A 19,671-nucleotide genomic window follows, 5' to 3' on the forward strand; every position below is an offset into this window, starting at 1 on the left:
CATCGGCGCGGGCGCGCAGGCGGAGCTGACCCTGCGCGGCCTCGCCGTCGAGCACGGGTTCCGCGATCTCGTGGTCCACGACACGGACCCCGGGCGGGCCGTCGCGTTCGCCGCCCGGCACGGCGGCCGGGTCCTCGGCTCGGCCCGGGCGGTGGCCGCGGCGGCCGACGTCGTCCTGCTCGCCACCTGGTCCCGGACACCGCTGCTCGCCCTCGCCGACACCCGCGCCGGGCAGCACCTCACCAGTCTCGGCACCGACGAGCCCGGCAAACGCGAACTCGCCGCCGACCTGCTGGACGCGGCCCTCCTCGTCGTGGACGACCGGCAACTGGCCGCCTCGGCGGGGGCACTGGCGGCACCCGGACCGACCCGGACGGACGCCGACGCCACCCTCAGCGACGTGCTGGACGGCACGCACCCCGGCCGGACCTCGGCCCGGCAGCGCACCGTGTACGCCCCCGTCGGACTGCCCTGGCAGGATCTCGCCCTCGCCTGGCGGGCGTTCCGGGAGGCGGAGCGCCGGGACCTCGGCACGGCGGCCGACCTGCTGGGCTGAGGCGCTCCCGCCGGGACGCCGCCCGCACCGGCCGGACGGCCGCCGCGCGGCTATCCTGATCGCCACCCGCCGGGGAGGAGTCCCGAAGTGACCGAGGCAGCGTCGCGCCCCACGCTGGAGGCCGTGGCCGCGCGGGCCGGCGTGTCCCGGGCCACCGTGTCCCGCGTGGTCAACGGCGGCGACGGGGTACGCGAGCCGCTGGCCGAGCGGGTCCGGCGGGCCGTGGAGGAACTGGGCTACGTCCCCAACCAGGCGGCGCGCAGCCTCGTCACCCGGCGCCACGACGCCGTGGCGGTCGTCATCGCCGAGCCCGAGGCCCGGGTCTTCGCCGACCCCTTCTTCGCCCTGCAGCTGCGTGGCATCAGCAAGGAGCTGACCGCGCACGACAACCAGCTCGTGCTGCTGCTCACCGAGGGCCGCGCCGACCACGCGCGCGTGGCCCGGTACCTCGCCGGCGGCCACGTCGACGGCGCGCTCGTCTTCTCCCTGCACCTGGACGACCCGCTGCCCGGCCTCATCCGCGACGCCGGCGTGCCCACCGTGTTCGGCGGACGCCCCGGCTGGGGCGAGGACACGCGGGCGGCGGACCCGGGCGTGGTGTACGTCGACTGCGACAACCGGGGCGGGGCGCGCGCGGCCGTACGGCACCTGCTGGGCCTCGGCCGCCGGCGCGTCGCGCACCTCACCGGCGCGCTGGACCAGACCTCGGCGGTGGACCGGCTCGACGGCTACCGGGACGCGATGGCCGAGGCGCCGGGCGCGAGCGACCCCCGGCTGGTCGTGGAGAGCGACTTCACCCCGTCCGGCGGCGAACGCGCCATGCGCGAACTGCTCGAGCGCTGCCCGGACGTCGACGCCGTCTTCGCCGCCAACGACCTCACCGCGCTCGGCGCGCTGCGCGTGCTGCGCGAGAGCGGCCGTCGGGTGCCCGAGGACGTGGCCGTGATCGGCTTCGACGACATGCTGCCGGTCACCGAGCAGGCCGACCCCCCGCTGACCACGGTCCGTCAGGACATCGAGGGCATGGGCCGCCTGATGGCCCGCCTGCTGCTGCGGGGGCTTGCCGGCGGCCGGGACCGGGAGCGCGCGGCGGCCGGCGCCGCGGGCGCGCCGGCGGCCGGAACGATCCTGCCGACGACCCTGATACGCCGCGCCTCCGCGTGACCGGATCCCGGCGTCGCGCGGAGGCTCAGCCCTGCGCCGCCTCGCTCCTGATCACAGCGAAGCGGGCCCCGTACGGATCGGCCAGTCTGGCCATGCGGCCCACGCCCTCCAGGGTCGTCGCGGGCATCCGCACCGCCGCGCCGAGCCGCTGTGCCCGTTCCACCGCCGCGTCGGTGTCCTCCACCTCGAAGTACGGCAGCCAGTACGGACCGGACGCCTGCTCGGACGGGTCGTCGGCCAGCGGCACCATCCCGCCGAACATCGCGTCCTCCCCGGCACCCTCCGGGTTCAGGCACGTGTACGTCCCGCCCGGGAAGGGCACCCCGGACGTCTCCAGGCCGAGCACCCGCCGGTAGAAGGCGGCGGCCGCCGCGATGTCCGGCGTGTACAGCTCGACCCAGCACAGCGCGCCGGGCTCGTTCGCCACGTCCACGCCCCGGGTCCGCCCCGGCTCCCAGATCCCGAAGTGCGCACCCGCCTGGTCGGCGAGGACCGCCATGCGGCCCTCGCCCATCACGTCCAGCGGCTGGAACAGGACCGTGCCGTGCGCCGGCCCGGCCGCCTCCGCGGTGGCCCGGGCGTCCTCGCTCTGGAAGTAGACCGTCCAGGCCGGCGGGCCCTGCTCGGGGCCGGTCCGCATGCCGCCCGCCACGGTCCGGCCGTCCAGCTGGAAGAAGCCGTACCCGCCGGCCTCCGGTCCCGCCGACCGGAACTCCCAGCCGAACAGGCCGCCGTAGAAGGAGACGGCTCCGTCCATGTCGGGGCTGCCGACGTCGATCCAGTTGGGCGCGCCGTTCACGAAACGGGTGGTGAGCATGTTCGGCCCTCCTCGCCGGGGTCCCGTCCTGTGCACTGCCGAGTCTGGCACCGCCCACCGGCGCGCGCCGCCGGAGCAGTGCACCGCGCCGCGCCGCACTGCCCCGCCCCGCGCTCACCGGGTGTGACGGCGGGCGTCCCGCCGGTTTCCGCACCGGCCCCGCGCGCCGCCGTGCGCGCGGGGGGAGCGGGGGAGCATCATCGGGGCGGCCGGGAGTCCCCGGGCGCGTCGTTGATCCGGCGTTGATCGAACGTTTTCCGGCGTCGGGCAGGCTCCTGGCCATGCACTTCGAAACCATCACCCCGGCCGACGACACCTGGCAGGAGCAGGCCCTGTGCGCGCAGACCGGGCCGGACTTCTTCTTCCCCGAGCCCGGCAGCTCGGTGCGCGACGCGAAGCGCATCTGCGCCCTGTGCGAGCTGCGCCCCGCCTGTCTGGAGTACGCGCTGGCCAACGACGAGCGGTTCGGTGTCTGGGGCGGGCTGTCGGAGAAGGAACGCCTGGCCCTGCGCCGCCCCGCCCGCTGACCCCGCCGCCCGGCGGGCCCGCGCGGAGCACCCGCCCCGCGCGCCGGGCGTCAGCCCGCGGCGCGGGCCGCCATCCGGGCCTTGCGCGCGGCCAGCTTCTCGTCGAACTTCGCGGCCTCCGCGTCCAGCCCGCCCATGAACAGCCCGAGCTCCTCCTGCGCCTTGAGCCCCTCGGGGCCGAGGCCGTCGATCTCCAGGACCTTCAGGAAGCGCAGCACCGGCTGCAGCACGTCGTCGTGGTGGATGCGCAGGTTGTAGACCTCGCCGATCGCCATCTGCGCGGCGGCCCGCTCGAAGCCGGGGATGCCGTGACCGGGCATGCGGAAGTTCACGACGACGTCCCGCACCGCCTGCATGGTCAGGTCGGGAGCCAGTTCGAAGGCGGCCTTGAGCAGGTTGCGGTAGAAGACCATGTGCAGGTTCTCGTCGGTCGCGATGCGGGCCAGCATGCGGTCGCAGACCGGGTCCCCGGACTGGTGGCCGGTGTTGCGGTGCGAGATCCGCGTGGCCAGCTCCTGGAAGGCGACGTAGGCGATCGAGTGCAGCATCGAGTGCCGGTTGTCGGACTCGAAGCCCTCGCTCATGTGGGACATCCGGAACCGTTCCAGCTGGTCCGGGTCCACCGCGCGGGAGGCCAGCAGGTAGTCCCGCATCACGATGCCGTGCCGGCCCTCCTCGGCCGTCCAGCGGTGCACCCAGGTGCCCCAGGCGCCGTCGCGGCCGAAGAGCGTGGCGATCTCGTGGTGGTAGCTCGGCAGGTTGTCCTCGGTCAGCAGGTTGACCACGAGGGCGATCCGGCCGACCTCCGTCACCTTGGACTGGCCCTTGTCCCAGGCCTCGCCGTCCTCGAACAGACCCGGGAAGTTGCGGCCGTCGCTCCACGGCACGTACTCGTGCGGCATCCAGTCCTTGGCGACCTGCAGATGCCGGTTCAGCTCCTTGTCGACCACTTCCTCCAGCGCGTACAGCAGCCGCGCGTCGGTCCAGACGGACGGGCTGCCGAGGTGAGGGGAAGTGATCGTCACAGGAACTCCAGGGGACGCCGAACAAGGGGAGCGGAAGGGGAGGGTCCGGCGAGCGGTGCCGGGAACCTACGAGATCGTAGGCTACGAACCCGTAGGTTACGAAGCCGTAGGCTAAGAGCGTCGTAAACAACCGCTGATCAGCACGCCGGCACGGCCTCGCGCACGGGTCCCGGACGGCCCCGGGACGCGCAGGTCCGGGGACCGCGGAGCGGCCGGGCCGCCCGGTCAGGCGTACAGCCCCCGCAGTCGCACCGAGAGGCAGGTCACACACCCCTCCAGCTTCTCGAACTCGCTGATGTCGACCGTCACCACCTCGTGGCCGAGGTCGGCCAGCAGCTCGGCGGTCCGCGGGGCGCTCGCCGCCATCAGCAGCGTGCTGCCGCCGAGCAGCACCACGTGCGCGCCGGACTCCTCCGGCACCGACAGGAAGCGCGGGAACAGCGACGGCCGGTCGATCTTCGGGATGTGCCCGACGACCGTGCCGTCGGGCAGCGCGGTCACCGCCGACTTCAGGTGCAGCACCCGGCTCACGGGCACGGCCACCACACGGGCGCCCAGCGGTTCGAAGGCCGCCCGCACCTGCTGCACGCCGGCTGCGTTGGTCCGCCCGCCGCGGCCGACGTACACGGTGTCGCCCACCTTCAGGACGTCACCGCCGTCCAGCGTGCCCGGCTCCCATATCCAGTTCACCGAGCAGCCCAGGCGGGCCACCGCCTCCTCGACCCCGGCGGTCTCCGCCCGCCGGGACTCGGCACCGGGCCGGGTGATCAGCGCCACGTTCTTGTACATGACCACGGTGTCCTCGACGAACACCGAGTCCGGACAGTCCTCGGCCGGTTCCACCTCGATGGTCTCCCAGCCGTGCGTGCGCAGGGCCTCGACGTAGGCCTCCCACTGCTCGGCGGCGAGCCCGGCGTCGACCTTCTCCCGCTCGATGTGCGTGACCAGGCCGTCGGCGAGGCGGGGACCGGGACGGCGGACGAGGGCCTTCTTGCTGGGCACGAGGGGCCTTTCGAATCGGTCGGTGCGGCGGTGCGGTTCCGGCGCCCAGCACGAGGCGCCGGTTCCGTCATCATGCAGGGCGCCCCGGCCAGGTCAAAAGCCCCGGTACCCGGCCGTCCCCCTCCCGGAACCCCGCCGGCCGGTCAGGCCTGGTCCGCGAACGCCTCCGGCGTCGTCTCCGTCAGCACCCCTCCCTCCATCAGCAGCCAGCGCGTGATCCCGATCGACTCCAGGAACGGCAGGTCGTGCCCGGCCACGATCAGCGCGCCCTCGTAGGAGTCCAGGGCCGAGGCCAGCTGCCGGACGCTGGCCATGTCGAGGTTGTTCGTCGGCTCGTCCAGCAGCAGCAACTGGGGGGCGGGCTCGGCGAGCATCAGCGCGGCCAGGGCGGCCCGGAAACGCTCGCCGCCCGACAGCGTGCCCGCCTTCTGGTCGGCCCGCGCGCCACGGAAGAGGAAGCGGGCGAGACGGGCCCGGATCCGGTTCGGGGTGGCGCCCGGCGCGAACCGGGCCACGTTCTCGGCGACCGACAGGGCGTCGTCCAGCACGTCCAGCCGCTGGGGCAGGAACCGCAGCGGAACGTGCGCCGTCACCGCGCCGGCCGACGGCGCCAGCTCCCCGGCGACCGTGCGCAGCAGCGTCGTCTTGCCGGAGCCGTTGCGGCCGACCAGCGCGATCCGTTCCGGACCGCGCAACTCCAGGACGCCGGGCACGCGCGCGTGGCAGGCCGTCTCCAGGTTCTCCAGGGTGAGCACCTGGCGGCCGGGCGGCACGGCCGTGTACGGCAGCTCGACGCGGATCTCGTCGTCGTCCCGTACCGCCTCCACCGCCTCGTCCAGCCGCTCCCGGGCCTCGGCGAGCCGCTCCTGGTGCATGATGCGGTGCTTGCCCGCCGACTCCTGCGCGGCACGCTTGCGCGCTCCCATGACGATCTTCGGTTCGCGTTTGGCGTCCCACATCTTCTGGCCGTACCGCTTGCGGCGGGCCAGCTTGACCTGGGCGTCGGCCAGTTCGCGCCGCTGCTTGCGCAGATCGGCCTCGGCGACGCGCACCATGCGCTCGGCCGCCTCCTGCTCGACGGCCAGGGCCTCCTCGTAGGCCGAGAAGTTGCCGCCGTACCAGGTGACCTCACCGGAACGCAGGTCCGCGATCTGGTCGACCAGGTCCAGCAGTTCCCGGTCGTGGCTGACCACGACCAGGACGCCCGGCCAGGAGGCGACGGCCTGGTAGAGCCGCCGGCGCGCGTACAGGTCGAGGTTGTTGGTGGGCTCGTCCAGCAGCAGGACGTCGGGGCGGCGCAGCAGCAGCGCGGCGAGCCGCAGCAACACCGATTCGCCGCCGGAGACCTCGCCCACGGTCCGGTCCAGGCCGATGTGGCCGAGGCCCAGTTCACCGAGGGTGGCCAGGGCGCGTTCCTCCACGTCCCAGTCGTCGCCGAGGGTCTCGAAGTGCTCCTCGGCGACGTCGCCCGCCTCGATGGCGTGCAGGGCGGCCCGTCGCCCGGCGATGCCGAGGGCCTCGTCGACGCGGAGCGCGGTGTCGAGCGTGACGTGCTGCGGGAGGTGGCCGATCTCGCCGGCCGCCCGGACGGTGCCGTCGGCCGGGGTGAGTTCCCCGGCCAGCAGCTTGATCAGGGTGGACTTGCCGGATCCGTTGACGCCGACGAGCCCGGTCCTGCCGGGGCCGAAGGAGATGTCCAGGCCGTCGAAGACGACGGTGCCGTCGGGCCAGGCGTAGGACAGGGAGTGGGCGGTGAGGGAAGCTGACATGGGGCGCCTCGCGAGGGGTGTGAGCGTTCGGGTGGACGCGTGTCGAGACACCGCGAGGCGGAAACCGAAGGGCCGGGCACCGAGGGCCACGGGAAAGGGCCTGTGCCGGGGGGACGGCTCGGACGCCGAGGTCGCAGGCCGCGCACACCTCACCGGGTGCGAACGCGGTGCCTCAGGACCTCAGACGAGCAACGTCCTTCTCCAATCGACGGCAACAGAACCGTTGTACACCGTAGGAGGGCGCGGGAGGGGTGTCAACGCATTAACGCGGCCGCCGGCCCCCACGCGCGCGTGCCGCTCGGCGGCCGGGGGTCAGCACGCGTCCCGCATCAGCTCGGCCAGGTCGTGGTCCAGGTCCAGCTGAAGGTGTTCTAGACCGACAGGGACCAGTTCGCCGGCCGCCTCCAGGAACCGCCGGATCTCGCCCGAGCGGACGTGCACGATCGCGGTGCCCTCCGGGGCGTGGAACTCCAGCACCGTGCGGTCGTACCCGTACGGCCGCACCCGGACGTCGCCGTGGCCCTCGGGGCCTTGCAATCCGGCCATGAGCAGGTCCCGGGAGAAGGTCCAGCACACGTCGACCCCCTCCAGGGTGGCCGGGGCCGGGAAGGTCATGCGGACGGCGAACGGGTCGCGCCGGTCGTAGCGCAGCGTCGCGGGAATGCTCGGCATGCGCGGTGCGGCGGCGACGAGACGGGCCTCTACGGGCTGCTCGATGACGGTGGACAACACCTGGCTCCCTCGTGACGGCTGGACTGCGCCCGGGTGTGCGGCACCCGGCACTGGAAGAGACGACGGAATCGGCCGGTGCGTGCACACGGGTAACGAGTGACCTCGGTCACCGCGTTCATGCACGGGGAACGCACGGCCGTTCCCGTGCGTCCCACGTCACCCACGGCCCGGCAGGCCCTCTGGACGGGGCCGGGAGGGTGGGCTAGCTTCGCCCGCCATGAGGCGCTCGGGGAGCACGCGACGCGGGAGACGGACGAGCCGGCCGGCGGCGGCGGGAGTGGCGTGCGCGGCGGTGCTGGCCGCCCTGACGGCCCCGGCGGCCGGGGCCCGCCCGCTCGGACAGGACGGCGCGGGGGCGGCCGGGGCCGTCAGGGCTGCGGGGACCGCCAGGGCTGCCGGTGCCGTCCCGGGGGATCCGGGGCGGACGGGTGTGCACTGGGCGCCGAAGGACCCGGGCACGCCGCAGGTCCGCTTCCGGGGACTCGCGGCCGTCGACCGGCACACCGCCTGGCTGGCCGGCACCGGCGGCACGGTGCTGCGCACCACGGACGGCGGCGCCGGCTGGCGGAACGTCTCCCCGCCGGGCGCGGCCGACGCGCAGTTCCGGGACGTGACGGCGTTCGACGCGCGGCGCGCGGTGGTGCTCGCCATCGGCGAGGGCGAGGCGTCGCGCGTCTACCGCACCGACGACGGCGGTACGACCTGGACGGAATCCTTCCGCAACACCGACCCGCAGGCCTTCTACGACTGCCTGACCTTCTTCGACCGCCGGCACGGCCTCGCCCTGAGCGACCCCGTGGACGGCAGGTTCCGCGTGCTGTCCACCGCCGACGGCGGACGCTCCTGGCGGGTGCTGCCCGCCGACGGCATGCCGCCCGCGCTGGACGGCGAGGCGGGCTTCGCCGCGAGCGGCCAGTGCCTGGTCGCGTCCGGCCCGCGGGACGTCTGGCTGGCCACCGGCGGCGGCGCCCGCGCGCGCGTGCTGCACTCCGCCGACCGCGGCCGGACCTGGACGGCCGCGGACACGCCGGTCCCCGCGGGGGACCCGGCCAGGGGCGTCTTCGCGCTCGCCTTCCGCGACCGCACCCACGGCATCGCGGTCGGCGGCGACTACCGCCCCGGCCTGCCCTCGCCGGACTCCGCCGCGGTCACCGCCGACGGCGGCCGGACCTGGCGGCCCGCCACCGCCCCGCCGCCCGCCTACCGCTCCGGGGCCGCCTGGTTCCCGCACAGCCGCACCACGGCGCTGGCCGTCGGCCCGACCGGCACCGACCTGACCACCGACGCCGGCCGCAGCTGGCGCGCCCTCGACACCGGCTCCTACGACACGGTGGCCTGCACCCCCGACCGGAGCTGCTGGGCGGCCGGCGAACAGGGCCGGGTCGCCCGGCTCGAAAGGTGAGCTAAGTGCGCCGAAGGCGGGTACCCGTTCCCTGCCGCAAAGGAAGGGAGCGATCATGCCAGCCGGTTCCAGCCCCAAGCGCGAGCGTCAGTACGAGCACATCAAGAAGAGCGCGCAGGACCGGGGAGAGAGCACCGGGCGCGCCGAGGAGATCGCCGCGCGGACGGTCAACAAGGAACGCGCCCGTGCCGGCGAGTCCAAGACCGCCAGCCGCAGCTCGACCCAGGACATGTCGTCGTCCAAGCGCGGCGGCCAGCGGTCGGGCAACCGGGCCGGCTCGCACGGCCCGACGCGCGAGCAGTTGTACAACGAGGCGAAGCAGCGCGGCATCGAAGGCCGTTCGCACATGAACAAGGACGAGCTGCAGCGCGCCCTGGACTCCAAGAAGGGCTGACGGGCGCGCGGCCGGCCGGGACCCGCGGCGCCGGCCGCGGGCCTCAGCCCAGTGTCTGCCGGTGGCGCGCCAGCTCGGGGGCGGTCTTCGTGGCGATGAACTCCGTGACGCGGTAGGCGCAGACGCCGGCCACGGTGAACGGGTCGCCCGCCACGAGTTCCTCGATGCGGGCGCGGTCCCCCGCGACGGCGAGGATGATCCCGCCGTCGCGGGGCTCCTTGCGTCCCGAGGCCAGGAAGAAGCCCTTCTCGTACTGCTCCTCAAGCCAGGCCACGTGGTCCGGCAGGACGGCGTCCACGGCGTCGAGCGGCGCGGTGTAGGTCAGTTCCAGTACGAACATGATCGCGAGCCTACCCCGCCGGTCCGGGGGCCCACGGCGGGCCCGTAGAGTCACCCGGCATGACGATCGTCGGCGTACCCGCGGGCTGGCCCGCGACCCCGGAGGAGGCCCGCGCCGTCCAGGACGAGCTGCGCGGGCGGGTGGTGCTGGACGAACCCGGGCCGCCGCCCGGCACGGGCCGCGTCACGGGGGTCGACGTCGCCTACGACGACGGCCTCGACCTGGTCGCGGCGGCCGCCGTCGTGCTGGACGCCGTCACCCTGGACGTCGTCGCGGAGGCGACGGCCGTCGGCCGGGTCTCCTTCCCGTACGTGCCGGGGCTCCTCGCCTTCCGCGAGATCCCGGCGGTCCGGGCCGCGCTGGAGCGGCTGCCGTGCCCGCCCGGCCTGGTGGTCTGCGACGGTTACGGCCTGGCCCACCCGCGCCGCTTCGGGCTGGCGAGCCACCTGGGCGTGCTCACCGGCCTGCCGACCATCGGCGTCGCCAAGAACCCCTTCACGTTCGCCTACGACGACCCCGGGCCGGCGCGGGGCCGGTCCGCGCCGCTGCTCGCCGGGACCGAGGAGGTCGGGCGGGCCCTGCGCACCCGGGACGGGGTGAAGCCGGTGTTCGTGTCGGTCGGCCACCGGGTCAGCCTCGGCAACGCCCTGGCGCACACGCTCGCCCTGACCCCGCGCTACCGCCTGCCGGAGACCACCCGGCGCGCGGATGCCCTGTGCCGGCGGGCCCTGCGCCAGGCGGCCGAAGGCCCGGCCGGCGGCGCCGCTCAGGACTCCACCAGCCGCCAGGCGCCGGCCTCCCGGTACTCCGAGTCGTAGCCGGCGCTGCCGTCGCCGGGTCGGGGGCGGAGTGGCGCAGGTCGCCGCCCCGGTACCGCAGGACGCGCTCCAGCCCACCCACCCGGTCCCGCGCCGCCCGCGCCGTCGTGCACGGTCACCTCCGGCACCTACTCCAGGTCCGGCTAGCGCCGCGCCGCTACCCGGAAGGTGATGCCCGCCGCGCGCAGCCGTCCGGTCAGGGCGTCGCCCATCGCCTGCGCCGTGGTGACCTGGCCGGCCGTCTCCGGGAGGTCGTCGAAGGCCAGGCACAGGGCCGCCTCGGCGAACATCTTCGCCGTCTCGTCGTACCCGGGATCACCGCCCGCGACCTCCGTGAACACCCGTCGTCCGCCGCCCTCGCCGACGAACCGCACCGTGAACCAGCTCTTCGCCCGCCGCTGCGCGCTCGGTCCCTCGCCCGGCTGGAGCAGCGCCGACAGCCGGCGCCGCGCGGGCGGCAGCTGGGCCACGGCCGCCACCGCGCCGACGGCCGCGACCCCGCCGAGCGCGACCGGCAGTCGTCGCACCGCGGCGTAGTGCCGGTACCGGAAGTCCGGACCGTACCGCTCCAGCGCCCGGGCCGAGCGGCGCACGATCTGCGGGTCGACGGTGGGCAGTGGCAACGCCCAGGCGCCGACCTCCGCGGCGAACCGCGGGGCGCCCGCCGGCGCCGTCACCCGGCGGCCGGGCAGCCGCGGCTCGTGCCGGGACCGGTCGCGCGCGGCGGCCAGCATCCGCCGCCCGCGGGCCAGCTGGTTCAGGGCCGAGGCGAGGGTGCCGCCGGAGAAGGCGGCGTCGGCGCTCACGTAGCCGTCCACGGTCAGCGGCACGCCCTCGGGGAGCTGCCGGACCGTGAAGTAGACGCCCAGGTCGTGCGGCACGGAGTCGAAACCGCAGGCGTGCACCAGCCGGGCGCCCGTCTCCCGCGCGCGTGCGTCGTGCCGGACGTAGGTCAGGTCCACGAACTCCGGCTCGCCGGTCAGGTCCAGGTAGTCGGTGCCGGTGTCGGCGCAGGCGGCGACGAGTTCCCCGCCGTGCAGCACGTACGGCCCCACGGTCGTGGCCACCACGCGCGCGTGTTCGGCGAGGGCGCGCAGGCCGGCCGGTTCGGCCGCGTCGGCCCGCAGGATCCCGGCGCCGGCGCCGCCCGGCAGGCTCGCGCGCAGTTCCTCCAGCCGCCGTTCGTCGCGTCCGGCGAGCGCCCAGCGCAGGCCGTCCGGTGCGTGCTCGGCAAGGTAGCGGGCGGTGAGCGTGCCGACGAAGCCCGTGGCTCCGAAGAGCACGAGGTCGTACGGGCGGTCCGTCCTGCTCATCCTGCTCATGACACCCCTCGGTTCGTGCGGCCGCCGTACACCCCGCGCCGCTGTCGGTGGCCGAGGCTAGCGTGAGGGAAGCGGAGCCCGACGACCAGCCCGGAGGCAGCCGTGGTCCTACCCAGCAACGGCCGGACGAAGCGGGAGGCGGCGTGCGCGCCGCGGCACTCCGCTCACTCGTCCGGGTGATGACCGGCGTGCCGGGCACTTGGCTAAGCGCTTGCTCGTTCAGGTCTTGTGTCCGGTGGAACGCGTTCCTAGCATCACCGGTGTTACATCATCTGTGTCACACAGGCTTGGGGGCTGGAGCATGACAACGGCAGGGACGCCGCCGGCACCGGGCAACGGCCCGCTGTCCGGTGTGCGCGTGGTCGAGCTCGCCGGCATCGGGCCGGGCCCGTTCGCCGCCATGCTGCTGGCCGACCTGGGCGCCGACGTGGTCCGGGTGGACCGCCCGGACGGCCCGGGCCTCGCGATCGACCCCGCCCACGACGTCACCAACCGCAACAAGCGCTCCGTCGTGGTCGACCTGAAGGCCTCGGACGGCCCCGCGCGCGTCCTCGACCTCGCCGAACGCGCCGACATCCTCGTCGAGGGCTACCGCCCGGGCGTCGCCGAGCGGCTCGGCATCGGCCCCGGGGACTGCCACGCCCGCAACCCCCGCCTGGTCTACGGCCGGATGACCGGCTGGGGCCAGGACGGCCCGCTCGCCCGGCGCGCCGGCCACGACATCGCCTACATCGCGCTCACCGGCACCCTCGGCATGATCGGCCGCGCGGACGAACCCCCGGCCGTGCCCGCCAACCTCCTCGGGGACTACGCGGGCGGCTCCCTCTACCTGGTCGTCGGCGTCCTCGCCGCCCTGCACCACGCGCGCGCCACCGGCACCGGCCAGGTGGTCGACGCGGCCATCGTGGACGGCACGGCCCACCTCTCCTCGATGATCCACGGCATGCTCGCCGCCGGCGGCTGGCAGGACCGGCGCGCCGCCAACCTCCTCGACGGCGGCTGCCCCTACTACGGCACCTACGAGACCGCCGACGGGCGGCACATGGCGGTCGGTGCCCTGGAGGCCAAGTTCTACGCGGAGTTCCTGCACCTGCTCGGCCTGGACGACCTGGTGCCCGCCCGCACGGACTGGACCCGCTGGGGCGAGCTGCGCGAGCGGATCACCGCCGCCTTCGCGTCCCGCACCCGGGACGAGTGGACCGCCGTCTTCGAGGGGTCCGACGCCTGCGTGGCACCCGTACTGAGTCTGCGCGAGGCCCCGCACCACCCGCACCTGGCCGCCCGCGGCACCTTCACCGAGCACGGCGGCATCACCCAGCCCGCCCCCGCCCCCCGCTTCTCCGCGACCCCCACCGCCGTCCGCACCGGTCCCGCCCGGCCCGGCGCGGACACGGCCTCGGTCGCCCGGGACTGGGGGATACCGGCCCGCCCCGCCGACGACCCCGACGACCTCGTCACCGACCGCGGCTGACCCCGCCCACCCCGCTCGGCCCACCTCCCGAAAGGCACCCCAGTGAGCACCGAAGCGTACGTGTACGACGCGATCCGCACCCCGCGCGGCCGCGGCAAGGCGAACGGCGCCCTGCACGGCACGAAGCCCATCGACCTGGTCGTGGGGCTCATCCATGAGATCCGCGACCGCTTCCCCGGCCTGGACCCGGCCGCGATCGACGACATCGTGCTGGGTGTCGTCGGCCCCGTCGGCGACCAGGGCTCCGACATCGCCCGGATCGCCGCCATCGCCGCCGGACTGCCGGACACGGTCGCGGGCGTGCAGGAGAACCGCTTCTGTGCCTCCGGTCTCGAAGCGGTCAACCTGGCCGCCGCCAAGGTCCGCGCGGGCTGGGAGGACCTCGTCCTCGCGGGCGGCGTCGAGTCGATGTCCCGGGTCCCGATGGCCTCGGACGGCGGCGCCTGGTTCAACGACCCCATGACCAACCTCGCCGTCAACTTCGTCCCGCAGGGCATCGGCGCCGACCTGATCGCCACCATCGAGGGCTTCTCCCGCCGGGACGTGGACGAGTACGCGGCCCTGTCCCAGGAGCGCGCCGCCACCGCCTGGAAGGAGGGCCGCTTCGACCGCTCCGTGGTCCCCGTGAAGGACCGCAACGGCCTGGTCGTCCTCGACCACGACGAGCACCTGCGGCCCGGCACCACCGCCGACTCCCTCGCCAAGCTGAAGCCGTCCTTCGCGGACATCGGCGACCTGGGCGGCTTCGACGCCGTCGCGCTGCAGAAGTACCACTGGGTGGAGAAGATCGACCACGTCCACCACGCGGGCAACTCCTCCGGCATCGTGGACGGCGCCTCCCTCGTCGCCATCGGCTCCCGGGAGGTCGGCGAGCGCCACGGCCTCACCCCGCGCGCGCGGATCGTCTCCGCGGCCGTCTCCGGCTCCGAGCCGACCATCATGCTCACCGGTCCCGCCCCCGCCACCCGCAAGGCGCTGGCCAAGGCGGGCCTCACCATCGACGACATCGACCTGGTCGAGATCAACGAGGCGTTCGCCGCGGTCGTGCTGCGCTTCGTGAAGGACATGGGCCTCAGCCTGGACAAGGTCAACGTCAACGGCGGCGCCATCGCCCTCGGCCACCCGCTCGGCGCCACCGGCGCCATGATCCTCGGCTCGCTCATCGACGAACTGGAGCGCCAGGACAAGCGCTACGGCCTCGCCACCCTGTGCGTCGGCGGCGGCATGGGCATCGCCACCGTCGTCGAGCGCATCTGACCTCCCCGCGGAACCGAACGACCGCAGACCTCAACGGAGACGACTGTCATGACCGAGAGCACCACCATCCGCTGGGAGCAGGACGACACCGGTGTCGTCACCCTCGTCCTGGACGACCCCGACCAGTCCGCGAACACCATGAACCAGGCGTTCCGCGACTCCCTCGCCGTGATCACCGACCGGCTGGAGGCGGAGCGGGAGAACATCCGCGGCATCATCCTCACCTCCGCCAAGAAGACCTTCTTCGCGGGCGGCGACCTGCGCGACCTGATCCAGGTCACGCCCGAGACCGCACAGGAACTGTTCGACGGCGGACTCGCCATCAAGCGGAACCTGCGCCGCATCGAGACCCTCGGCAAACCGGTCGTCGCCGCGATCAACGGCGCGGCCCTCGGCGGAGGCTTCGAACTGGCCCTCGCCTGCCACCACCGGGTCGCCCTCGACACCCCCGGCACCCGGATCGGCTGCCCCGAGGTGACCCTCGGCCTGCTCCCGGGCGGCGGCGGGGTCGTGCGCACCGTACGCCTGCTGGGCATCGCGGACGCCCTGCTGAAGGTGCTCCTCCAGGGACAGCAGTACAACGCGCGGCGCGCCCAGGAGAACGGCCTCGTCCACGAGGTCGCCGCCACCCCCGAGGAACTGCTCGCCAAGGCCCGGGCCTTCATCGACGCGAACCCCGAGTCCCAGCAGCCCTGGGACAGGCCGGGCCACCGCATCCCCGGCGGCACCCCGGCCAGCCCGAAGTTCGCCGCGAACCTGCCGGCCTTCCCGGCCAGCCTGCGCAAGCAGACGGGCGGCGCCCCCTACCCGGCGCCGCGCAACATCCTGGCCGCCGCCGTCGAGGGCTCCCAGGTCGACTTCGAGACGGCCCAGGTCATCGAGGCCCGCTACTTCGTGGAACTGGCCGCCGGGCAGACCTCGAAGAACATGATCCAGGCCTTCTTCTTCGACCTCCAGGCGGTCAACTCGGGCGCCAACCGGCCCCAGGGCATCGCACCCCGCCAGGTCCGCAAGGTGGCCGTGCTCGGCGCGGGCATGATGGGCGCCGGCATCGCCTACGCGTGCGCCCGCGCGGGCATCGACGTCGTCCTCAAGGACGTCTCCCTGGAAGCGGCCGTCAAGGGCAAGGGCTACTCCGAGAAGCTGTGCGCCAAGGCCGTCACCAGGGGTCGTACCAGTCAGGAGAAGGCGGACGCGCTGCTCGCCCGGATCACCCCCACCGCCGAGGCGGCCGACCTCGCCGGCTGCGACGCGGTCATCGAGGCCGTGTTCGAGGACACCGCCCTCAAGCACAAGGTGTTCCAGGAGATCGAGCAGGTCGTCGCCCCCGATGCGCTGCTGTGCTCCAACACCTCCACCCTGCCCATCACCACGCTCGCCGAGGGCGTCCAGCGGCAGGGCGACTTCATCGGGCTGCACTTCTTCTCACCGGTCGACAAGATGCCGCTGGTGGAGATCATCAAGGGCGAGCGCACCGGCGAGGAGACCCTCGCGCGCGCCTTCGACCTGGTCCGGCAGATCAACAAGACGCCGATCGTCGTCAACGACTCCCGCGGCTTCTTCACCTCCCGGGTGATCGGCCACTTCATCAACGAGGGTGTCGCCATGGTGGGCGAGGGCGTCGAGCCCGCCTCGGTGGAACAGGCCGCCGCGCAGGCCGGCTACCCGGCCAAGGTGCTCTCCCTCATGGACGAGCTGACCCTCACCCTGCCGCGCAAGATCCGCGCCGAGACCCGGCGCGCCGTGGAGGAGGCCGGCGGCACCTGGACCGCGCACCCCGCGGAGGCGGTCATCGACCGCATGGTCGACGAGTTCGGCCGCACCGGCCGCAGCGGCGGCGCGGGCTTCTACGACTACACCGAGGACGGCAAGCGGGCCGGGCTCTGGCCCGGCCTGCGCGAGCACTTCACCCGGCCCGGGCACGAGATCCCGTTCCGGGACATGCAGGAGCGCATGCTCTTCGCCGAGGCGCTCGACACCGTGCGCCTGCTGGAGGAGGGCGTCCTCACCTCCGTCGCCGACGCCAACATCGGCTCCATCCTCGGCATCGGCTTCCCCGGCTGGACCGGCGGCGTGCTCCAGTACATCAACGGCTACGAAGGGGGCCTGCCCGGCTTCGTCGCCCGCGCCCGCGAACTGGCCGAGCGCTACGGCGAGCGGTTCACCCCGCCCGCCCTGCTCGTGGCCAAGGCGGAGAAGGGGGAGCCGTTCAGCGACTCAGTCCGCCCCTGAGCCGGTGAGCCACTCGCCCAGCTCCTCCCGCAGCGAGCGCTGGAAGGTGGTCAGCAGAGCCTGCACCACCAGCGGCTGCATGTGCGCCGACAGGGTCTTCACGTCCCGGGCGTCCCGCTGCTCCACCTCGCCGCGCAAGAGCTGGGACAGCGCGTGAGCCGCGGCGCGCGAGTGCTCCACGAGCACCTCGCGCGCCGCGAGGATCGCCTCCTGCGACAGCGGTACGTCCAGGAGCTGGACGCCGAGCCGGAGCAGCCCGGCGTCCACCCGGAACGTGTCCCCGTCGCCCGGTGCGACGACGTTCATCGCCGTCAGCCGCTCCACGTCATCCGCGCCGAGCGGGCGTCCCGCCCGCCGCTCCAGCTCCCGGCGCGCCAGCGTCTCCACCGCCTCCGGCGCCCAGGACGCGACCACCGCGCGGTGGATCGCCAGATCGTGCGGGGTCAGGTCCGCGGGCAGCTGCCGCAGGTACCGCTCGATGCCCGCCAGGGTCATGCCCTGCTGCTGCAACTCCTCGATGAGAGCCAGGCGCGCCACGTGCCCGGGTCCGTAGTGCCCCACCCGGCGGGGACCGATCACCGGCGGCGGGAGCAGCCCCTTGCTGCCGTAGAAGCGGACGGTGCGGACGGTGACGCCCGCCCGAGCGGCCAGCTCGTCGATGGTGAGGGGCGTCTCCTCGGTACCGGTCGTCATGCGCAGCAGTATCGCTGTCTCACCGGTGGTGTGAAACCCGGGACCAGCGTGTGAGAAGAACCGCTCTGTGACCTGGACCACCGCGTACCGGCTGAACCCTCTGGGAAGCTGCTGCCTTGGTCTGTGCCGCAACACGAGGGTGGTGCGGGCCAAGACCTGCACGAACCCCGGGCCCACGAGGTCCGGGCGCACCAGGAATGGAACCACCCGTGAGCAAGGAAGCCGTGGAATCGGCACCGGCCACCACCCACCCCCCGGTGGCCCAGACGCCCGCGGACGCGGGCGACGCCGGTTACAGCAAGGACCTCAAGGCCCGCCACGTCAACATGATCGCCATCGGCGGAGCCATCGGCACCGGCCTCCTCCTGGGCGCCGGCGGCCGCCTGCACAACGCCGGACCGGCACTCGCCGTGGCCTACCTGGTCTGCGGCGTCTTCGCCTTCTTCGTCGTCCGGGCCCTGGGCGAGCTGGTCCTGTACCGGCCGTCCTCCGGGTCGTTCGTGTCGTACGCGCGCGAGTTCCTCGGCGAGAAGGGCGCCTACGTCGCCGGCTGGATGTACTTCCTGAACTGGTCGACCACCGGCATCGCCGACATCACCGCGATCGCGCTGTACACGCACTACTGGTCCCTGTTCACCAGCATCCCGCAGTGGGTGCTCGCCCTGATCGCCCTCGCGGTGGTCCTGGCCGTGAACCTGATCTCGGTGAAGATCTTCGGCGAGATGGAGTTCTGGTTCGCGATCATCAAGGTCGCCACCATCGTCGGCTTCATGCTGATCAGCATTTTCCTGCTCGCCACTCAGCACAAGGTCGGCGGCCACACCCCCGGCCTGAGCGTCATCAGCGACCACGGCGGTCTCCTGCCGCACGGTGCGATGCCGGTCGTCCTGGTGATGCAGGGCGTGATCTTCGCCTACGCCGCGCTGGAGCTGGTCGGCGTGGCCGCCGGCGAGACCGCCGAGCCGGAGAGGGTCGTCCCGCGCGCGGTGAACTCGATCATGTGGCGGGTGGGCCTGTTCTACGTCGGCTCGGTCGTGCTGCTCGCCCTGCTGCTGCCCGGCTCGGTGTACTCCGCCGACGAGAGCCCGTTCGTCACGGTCCTGTCGAAGATCGGCGTCCCGGCGGCCGGTGACGTGATGAACCTGGTCGTGCTGACCGCCGCCATGTCCTCGCTCAACTCCGGCCTGTACTCCACCGGCCGCATCCTGCGCTCCATGGCCATGGCCGGATCGGCGCCGAAGTTCACCGCCCGCATGAACCGCAGCCAGGTGCCCTACGGCGGCATCCTGCTGACCTGCGCGGTCTGTGTGCTCGGGGTCGGCCTGAACTACCTGGTGCCCAGCCAGGCCTTCGAGATCGTGCTGAACGTGGCCTCCCTCGGCATCATCAGCACCTGGGTGATCATCATGCTCTGCCACATGATCTTCGTCCGCCGCGCCCGCGCGGGCCTGGCGACCCGGCCGCACTTCCAGCTGAAGTTCAGCCCGGTCACCGAGATCGCCACGATCGCGTTCCTGCTGGTCTGCCTCGGCATGATGTGGAACGACCCCGAGGTCGGCCGGAAGACCATCCTGCTGATCCCGCTGCTGGCCGTCATGCTGGTCGCCGGCTGGTACGGCGTCCGCCGCCGGGTGGCCGAGAACGCCGGCCAGAAGCCCGCCGGGCTGAAGCGGTAGCGGCCGGGCGGGGTACGGCGGGCTGAAGCGGTAGCCGCGGGGCGGGGGTACGGCGGTGTGCGCGGACACGACGTCCTGGTACCGGGCGGGGCCGGTGTGGACGGCATGGTCCACGTCCCCGGGCTGCCCCCGCCGTACGCCGCCCACCTGAGCGACTCCGGGATCCGCACCCACGCCGGGCAGACCGGCGACTCGCCCGCCCGCGCCCGGTGGGCGCGATCGCCGGCCCCGAGCGGACCATGCGGCGCACCGCCGGGCGGGGCCGCGCCGGAACCGTCGTCACCGCCGCCGGGGCGGCCTGCGGCGAGCCGGCCCGCGCGGGCGCCGGCGGCCCAGCCGCCCCCACCGGTGGCTGACTATGACGGCGCGGGTGATGCCTTCGCCGCGGCCTTCCTCTACGGCCGGCTCAGCGGCGCGCCGCCCGGGCGCTGCGCCCGGGCGGCGCGATCGCCGGCGCCCACGTCTGCGCCGTCC

At 73.9% G+C, this 19,671-nt stretch carries 17 protein-coding genes and 1 pseudogene; 10 read left to right on the forward strand and 8 right to left on the reverse strand.

What is annotated here, in order from left to right:
* Both IE312_RS40355 and IE312_RS16225 read left to right on the forward strand, forming a co-directional pair.
* Positions 1–556, forward strand: a pseudogene (locus IE312_RS40355) (ornithine cyclodeaminase family protein); the annotation flags it as partial.
* A gap of 87 nt (positions 557–643) precedes the next feature.
* Complete coding sequence (locus tag IE312_RS16225; RefSeq protein WP_189982386.1) at positions 644–1,720, forward strand: LacI family DNA-binding transcriptional regulator; 1,077 nt, start codon at positions 644–646, stop codon at positions 1,718–1,720.
* Between the two features lie 25 nt (positions 1,721–1,745).
* Here the strand turns inward: IE312_RS16225 and IE312_RS16230 are convergent, their stop codons facing one another.
* Positions 1,746–2,537, reverse strand: coding sequence for a VOC family protein (locus IE312_RS16230; RefSeq protein ID WP_189982388.1), 792 nt, complete (start codon positions 2,535–2,537; stop codon positions 1,746–1,748).
* 281 nt (positions 2,538–2,818) lie between these two features.
* On the opposite strand from IE312_RS16230, the gene IE312_RS16235 reads away from it, so the two are divergent.
* The gene (locus IE312_RS16235) at positions 2,819–3,064 is read left to right on the forward strand and encodes a WhiB family transcriptional regulator (protein ID WP_189982390.1); all 246 of its coding nucleotides are present in this window, start codon (positions 2,819–2,821) and stop codon (positions 3,062–3,064) included.
* Positions 3,065–3,114: 50 nt separating this feature from the next.
* Here IE312_RS16235 and IE312_RS16240 read toward each other — a convergent pair whose 3' ends face one another.
* From IE312_RS16240 to ssgD, 4 genes are all read right to left on the reverse strand, one after another.
* Complete coding sequence (locus IE312_RS16240) at positions 3,115–4,089, reverse strand: acyl-ACP desaturase (RefSeq protein WP_189982392.1); 975 nt, start codon at positions 4,087–4,089, stop codon at positions 3,115–3,117.
* Positions 4,090–4,314: 225 nt separating this feature from the next.
* The gene (gene ddaH, locus IE312_RS16245; protein WP_189982394.1) at positions 4,315–5,091 is read right to left on the reverse strand and encodes a dimethylargininase; all 777 of its coding nucleotides are present in this window, start codon (positions 5,089–5,091) and stop codon (positions 4,315–4,317) included.
* A 143-nt stretch (positions 5,092–5,234) separates the two neighbouring features.
* On the reverse strand, positions 5,235–6,860 hold the full coding sequence (locus tag IE312_RS16250; protein ID WP_189982396.1) for an ABC-F family ATP-binding cassette domain-containing protein: 1,626 nt from the start codon (positions 6,858–6,860) through the stop codon (positions 5,235–5,237).
* A 312-nt stretch (positions 6,861–7,172) separates the two neighbouring features.
* Positions 7,173–7,589 (reverse strand): spore wall synthesis regulator SsgD, encoded by a 417-nt coding sequence (gene ssgD, locus IE312_RS16255; protein WP_189982398.1) that lies wholly within the window; start codon positions 7,587–7,589, stop codon positions 7,173–7,175.
* Positions 7,590–7,809: 220 nt separating this feature from the next.
* On the opposite strand from ssgD, the gene IE312_RS16260 reads away from it, so the two are divergent.
* Together IE312_RS16260 and IE312_RS16265 are read left to right on the forward strand one after the other, a co-directional pair.
* Positions 7,810–8,994 carry a WD40/YVTN/BNR-like repeat-containing protein gene (locus IE312_RS16260; RefSeq protein WP_189982400.1) on the forward strand — a complete coding sequence of 395 codons (1,185 nt, stop codon included), beginning with the start codon at positions 7,810–7,812 and terminating at the stop codon, positions 8,992–8,994.
* A 55-nt stretch (positions 8,995–9,049) separates the two neighbouring features.
* Entirely contained in the window at positions 9,050–9,388 is a 339-nt protein-coding gene (locus IE312_RS16265) for a plasmid stabilization protein (RefSeq protein ID WP_189982402.1), read from the forward strand.
* Positions 9,389–9,431: 43 nt separating this feature from the next.
* Here the strand turns inward: IE312_RS16265 and IE312_RS16270 are convergent, their stop codons facing one another.
* Positions 9,432–9,728 carry a YciI family protein gene (locus tag IE312_RS16270; RefSeq protein ID WP_189982404.1) on the reverse strand — a complete coding sequence of 99 codons (297 nt, stop codon included), beginning with the start codon at positions 9,726–9,728 and terminating at the stop codon, positions 9,432–9,434.
* A 59-nt stretch (positions 9,729–9,787) separates the two neighbouring features.
* Here IE312_RS16270 and IE312_RS16275 point away from each other — a divergent pair, with 59 nt between their 5' ends.
* Positions 9,788–10,546 carry an endonuclease V gene (locus tag IE312_RS16275; protein WP_189982406.1) on the forward strand — a complete coding sequence of 253 codons (759 nt, stop codon included), beginning with the start codon at positions 9,788–9,790 and terminating at the stop codon, positions 10,544–10,546.
* 143 nt (positions 10,547–10,689) lie between these two features.
* Here the strand turns inward: IE312_RS16275 and IE312_RS16280 are convergent, their stop codons facing one another.
* Entirely contained in the window at positions 10,690–11,868 is a 1,179-nt protein-coding gene (locus IE312_RS16280; protein WP_189982408.1) for a saccharopine dehydrogenase family protein, read from the reverse strand.
* A gap of 301 nt (positions 11,869–12,169) precedes the next feature.
* On the opposite strand from IE312_RS16280, the gene IE312_RS16285 reads away from it, so the two are divergent.
* The 3 genes from IE312_RS16285 to IE312_RS16295 are packed head-to-tail and all read left to right on the forward strand — an operon-like array spanning position 12,170 to position 16,828.
* Entirely contained in the window at positions 12,170–13,339 is a 1,170-nt protein-coding gene (locus IE312_RS16285; protein ID WP_189982410.1) for a CaiB/BaiF CoA transferase family protein, read from the forward strand.
* A gap of 42 nt (positions 13,340–13,381) precedes the next feature.
* Positions 13,382–14,596, forward strand: a complete 1,215-nt coding sequence (locus tag IE312_RS16290; RefSeq protein WP_189982412.1) for an acetyl-CoA C-acetyltransferase — start codon at positions 13,382–13,384, stop codon at positions 14,594–14,596.
* 48 nt (positions 14,597–14,644) lie between these two features.
* Positions 14,645–16,828, forward strand: a complete 2,184-nt coding sequence (locus tag IE312_RS16295) for a 3-hydroxyacyl-CoA dehydrogenase NAD-binding domain-containing protein (protein WP_189982415.1) — start codon at positions 14,645–14,647, stop codon at positions 16,826–16,828.
* On the opposite strand, the gene IE312_RS16300 is transcribed toward IE312_RS16295, so the two are convergent.
* The gene (locus tag IE312_RS16300) at positions 16,814–17,521 is read right to left on the reverse strand and encodes a MerR family transcriptional regulator (RefSeq protein ID WP_189982417.1); all 708 of its coding nucleotides are present in this window, start codon (positions 17,519–17,521) and stop codon (positions 16,814–16,816) included. The genes IE312_RS16295 and IE312_RS16300 overlap by 15 nt on opposite strands.
* A gap of 209 nt (positions 17,522–17,730) precedes the next feature.
* Between IE312_RS16300 and IE312_RS16305 the strand changes: the two genes are divergently transcribed.
* Positions 17,731–19,197, forward strand: coding sequence for an amino acid permease (locus IE312_RS16305; RefSeq protein WP_189982419.1), 1,467 nt, complete (start codon positions 17,731–17,733; stop codon positions 19,195–19,197).
* Positions 19,198–19,671 lie beyond the last annotated feature (474 nt).

The sequence above is a fragment of the Streptomyces capoamus genome (assembly GCF_014654935.1).
GTDB classification, from domain to species: domain Bacteria; phylum Actinomycetota; class Actinomycetes; order Streptomycetales; family Streptomycetaceae; genus Streptomyces; species Streptomyces capoamus.

Coding starts and splice junctions, on each gene's coding strand:
- IE312_RS16230 (WP_189982388.1), bottom strand. CDS start 2,537: ATGCTCACCACCCGTTTCGTGAACGGCGCGCCCAACTGGATCGACGTC.
- IE312_RS16235 (WP_189982390.1), top strand. CDS start 2,819: ATGCACTTCGAAACCATCACCCCGGCCGACGACACCTGGCAGGAGCAG.
- IE312_RS16250 (WP_189982396.1), bottom strand. CDS start 6,860: ATGTCAGCTTCCCTCACCGCCCACTCCCTGTCCTACGCCTGGCCCGAC.
- IE312_RS16260 (WP_189982400.1), top strand. CDS start 7,810: ATGAGGCGCTCGGGGAGCACGCGACGCGGGAGACGGACGAGCCGGCCG.
- IE312_RS16265 (WP_189982402.1), top strand. CDS start 9,050: ATGCCAGCCGGTTCCAGCCCCAAGCGCGAGCGTCAGTACGAGCACATC.
- IE312_RS16270 (WP_189982404.1), bottom strand. CDS start 9,728: ATGTTCGTACTGGAACTGACCTACACCGCGCCGCTCGACGCCGTGGAC.
- IE312_RS16275 (WP_189982406.1), top strand. CDS start 9,788: ATGACGATCGTCGGCGTACCCGCGGGCTGGCCCGCGACCCCGGAGGAG.
- IE312_RS16280 (WP_189982408.1), bottom strand. CDS start 11,868: ATGAGCAGGATGAGCAGGACGGACCGCCCGTACGACCTCGTGCTCTTC.
- IE312_RS16285 (WP_189982410.1), top strand. CDS start 12,170: ATGACAACGGCAGGGACGCCGCCGGCACCGGGCAACGGCCCGCTGTCC.
- IE312_RS16295 (WP_189982415.1), top strand. CDS start 14,645: ATGACCGAGAGCACCACCATCCGCTGGGAGCAGGACGACACCGGTGTC.
- IE312_RS16300 (WP_189982417.1), bottom strand. CDS start 17,521: ATGACGACCGGTACCGAGGAGACGCCCCTCACCATCGACGAGCTGGCC.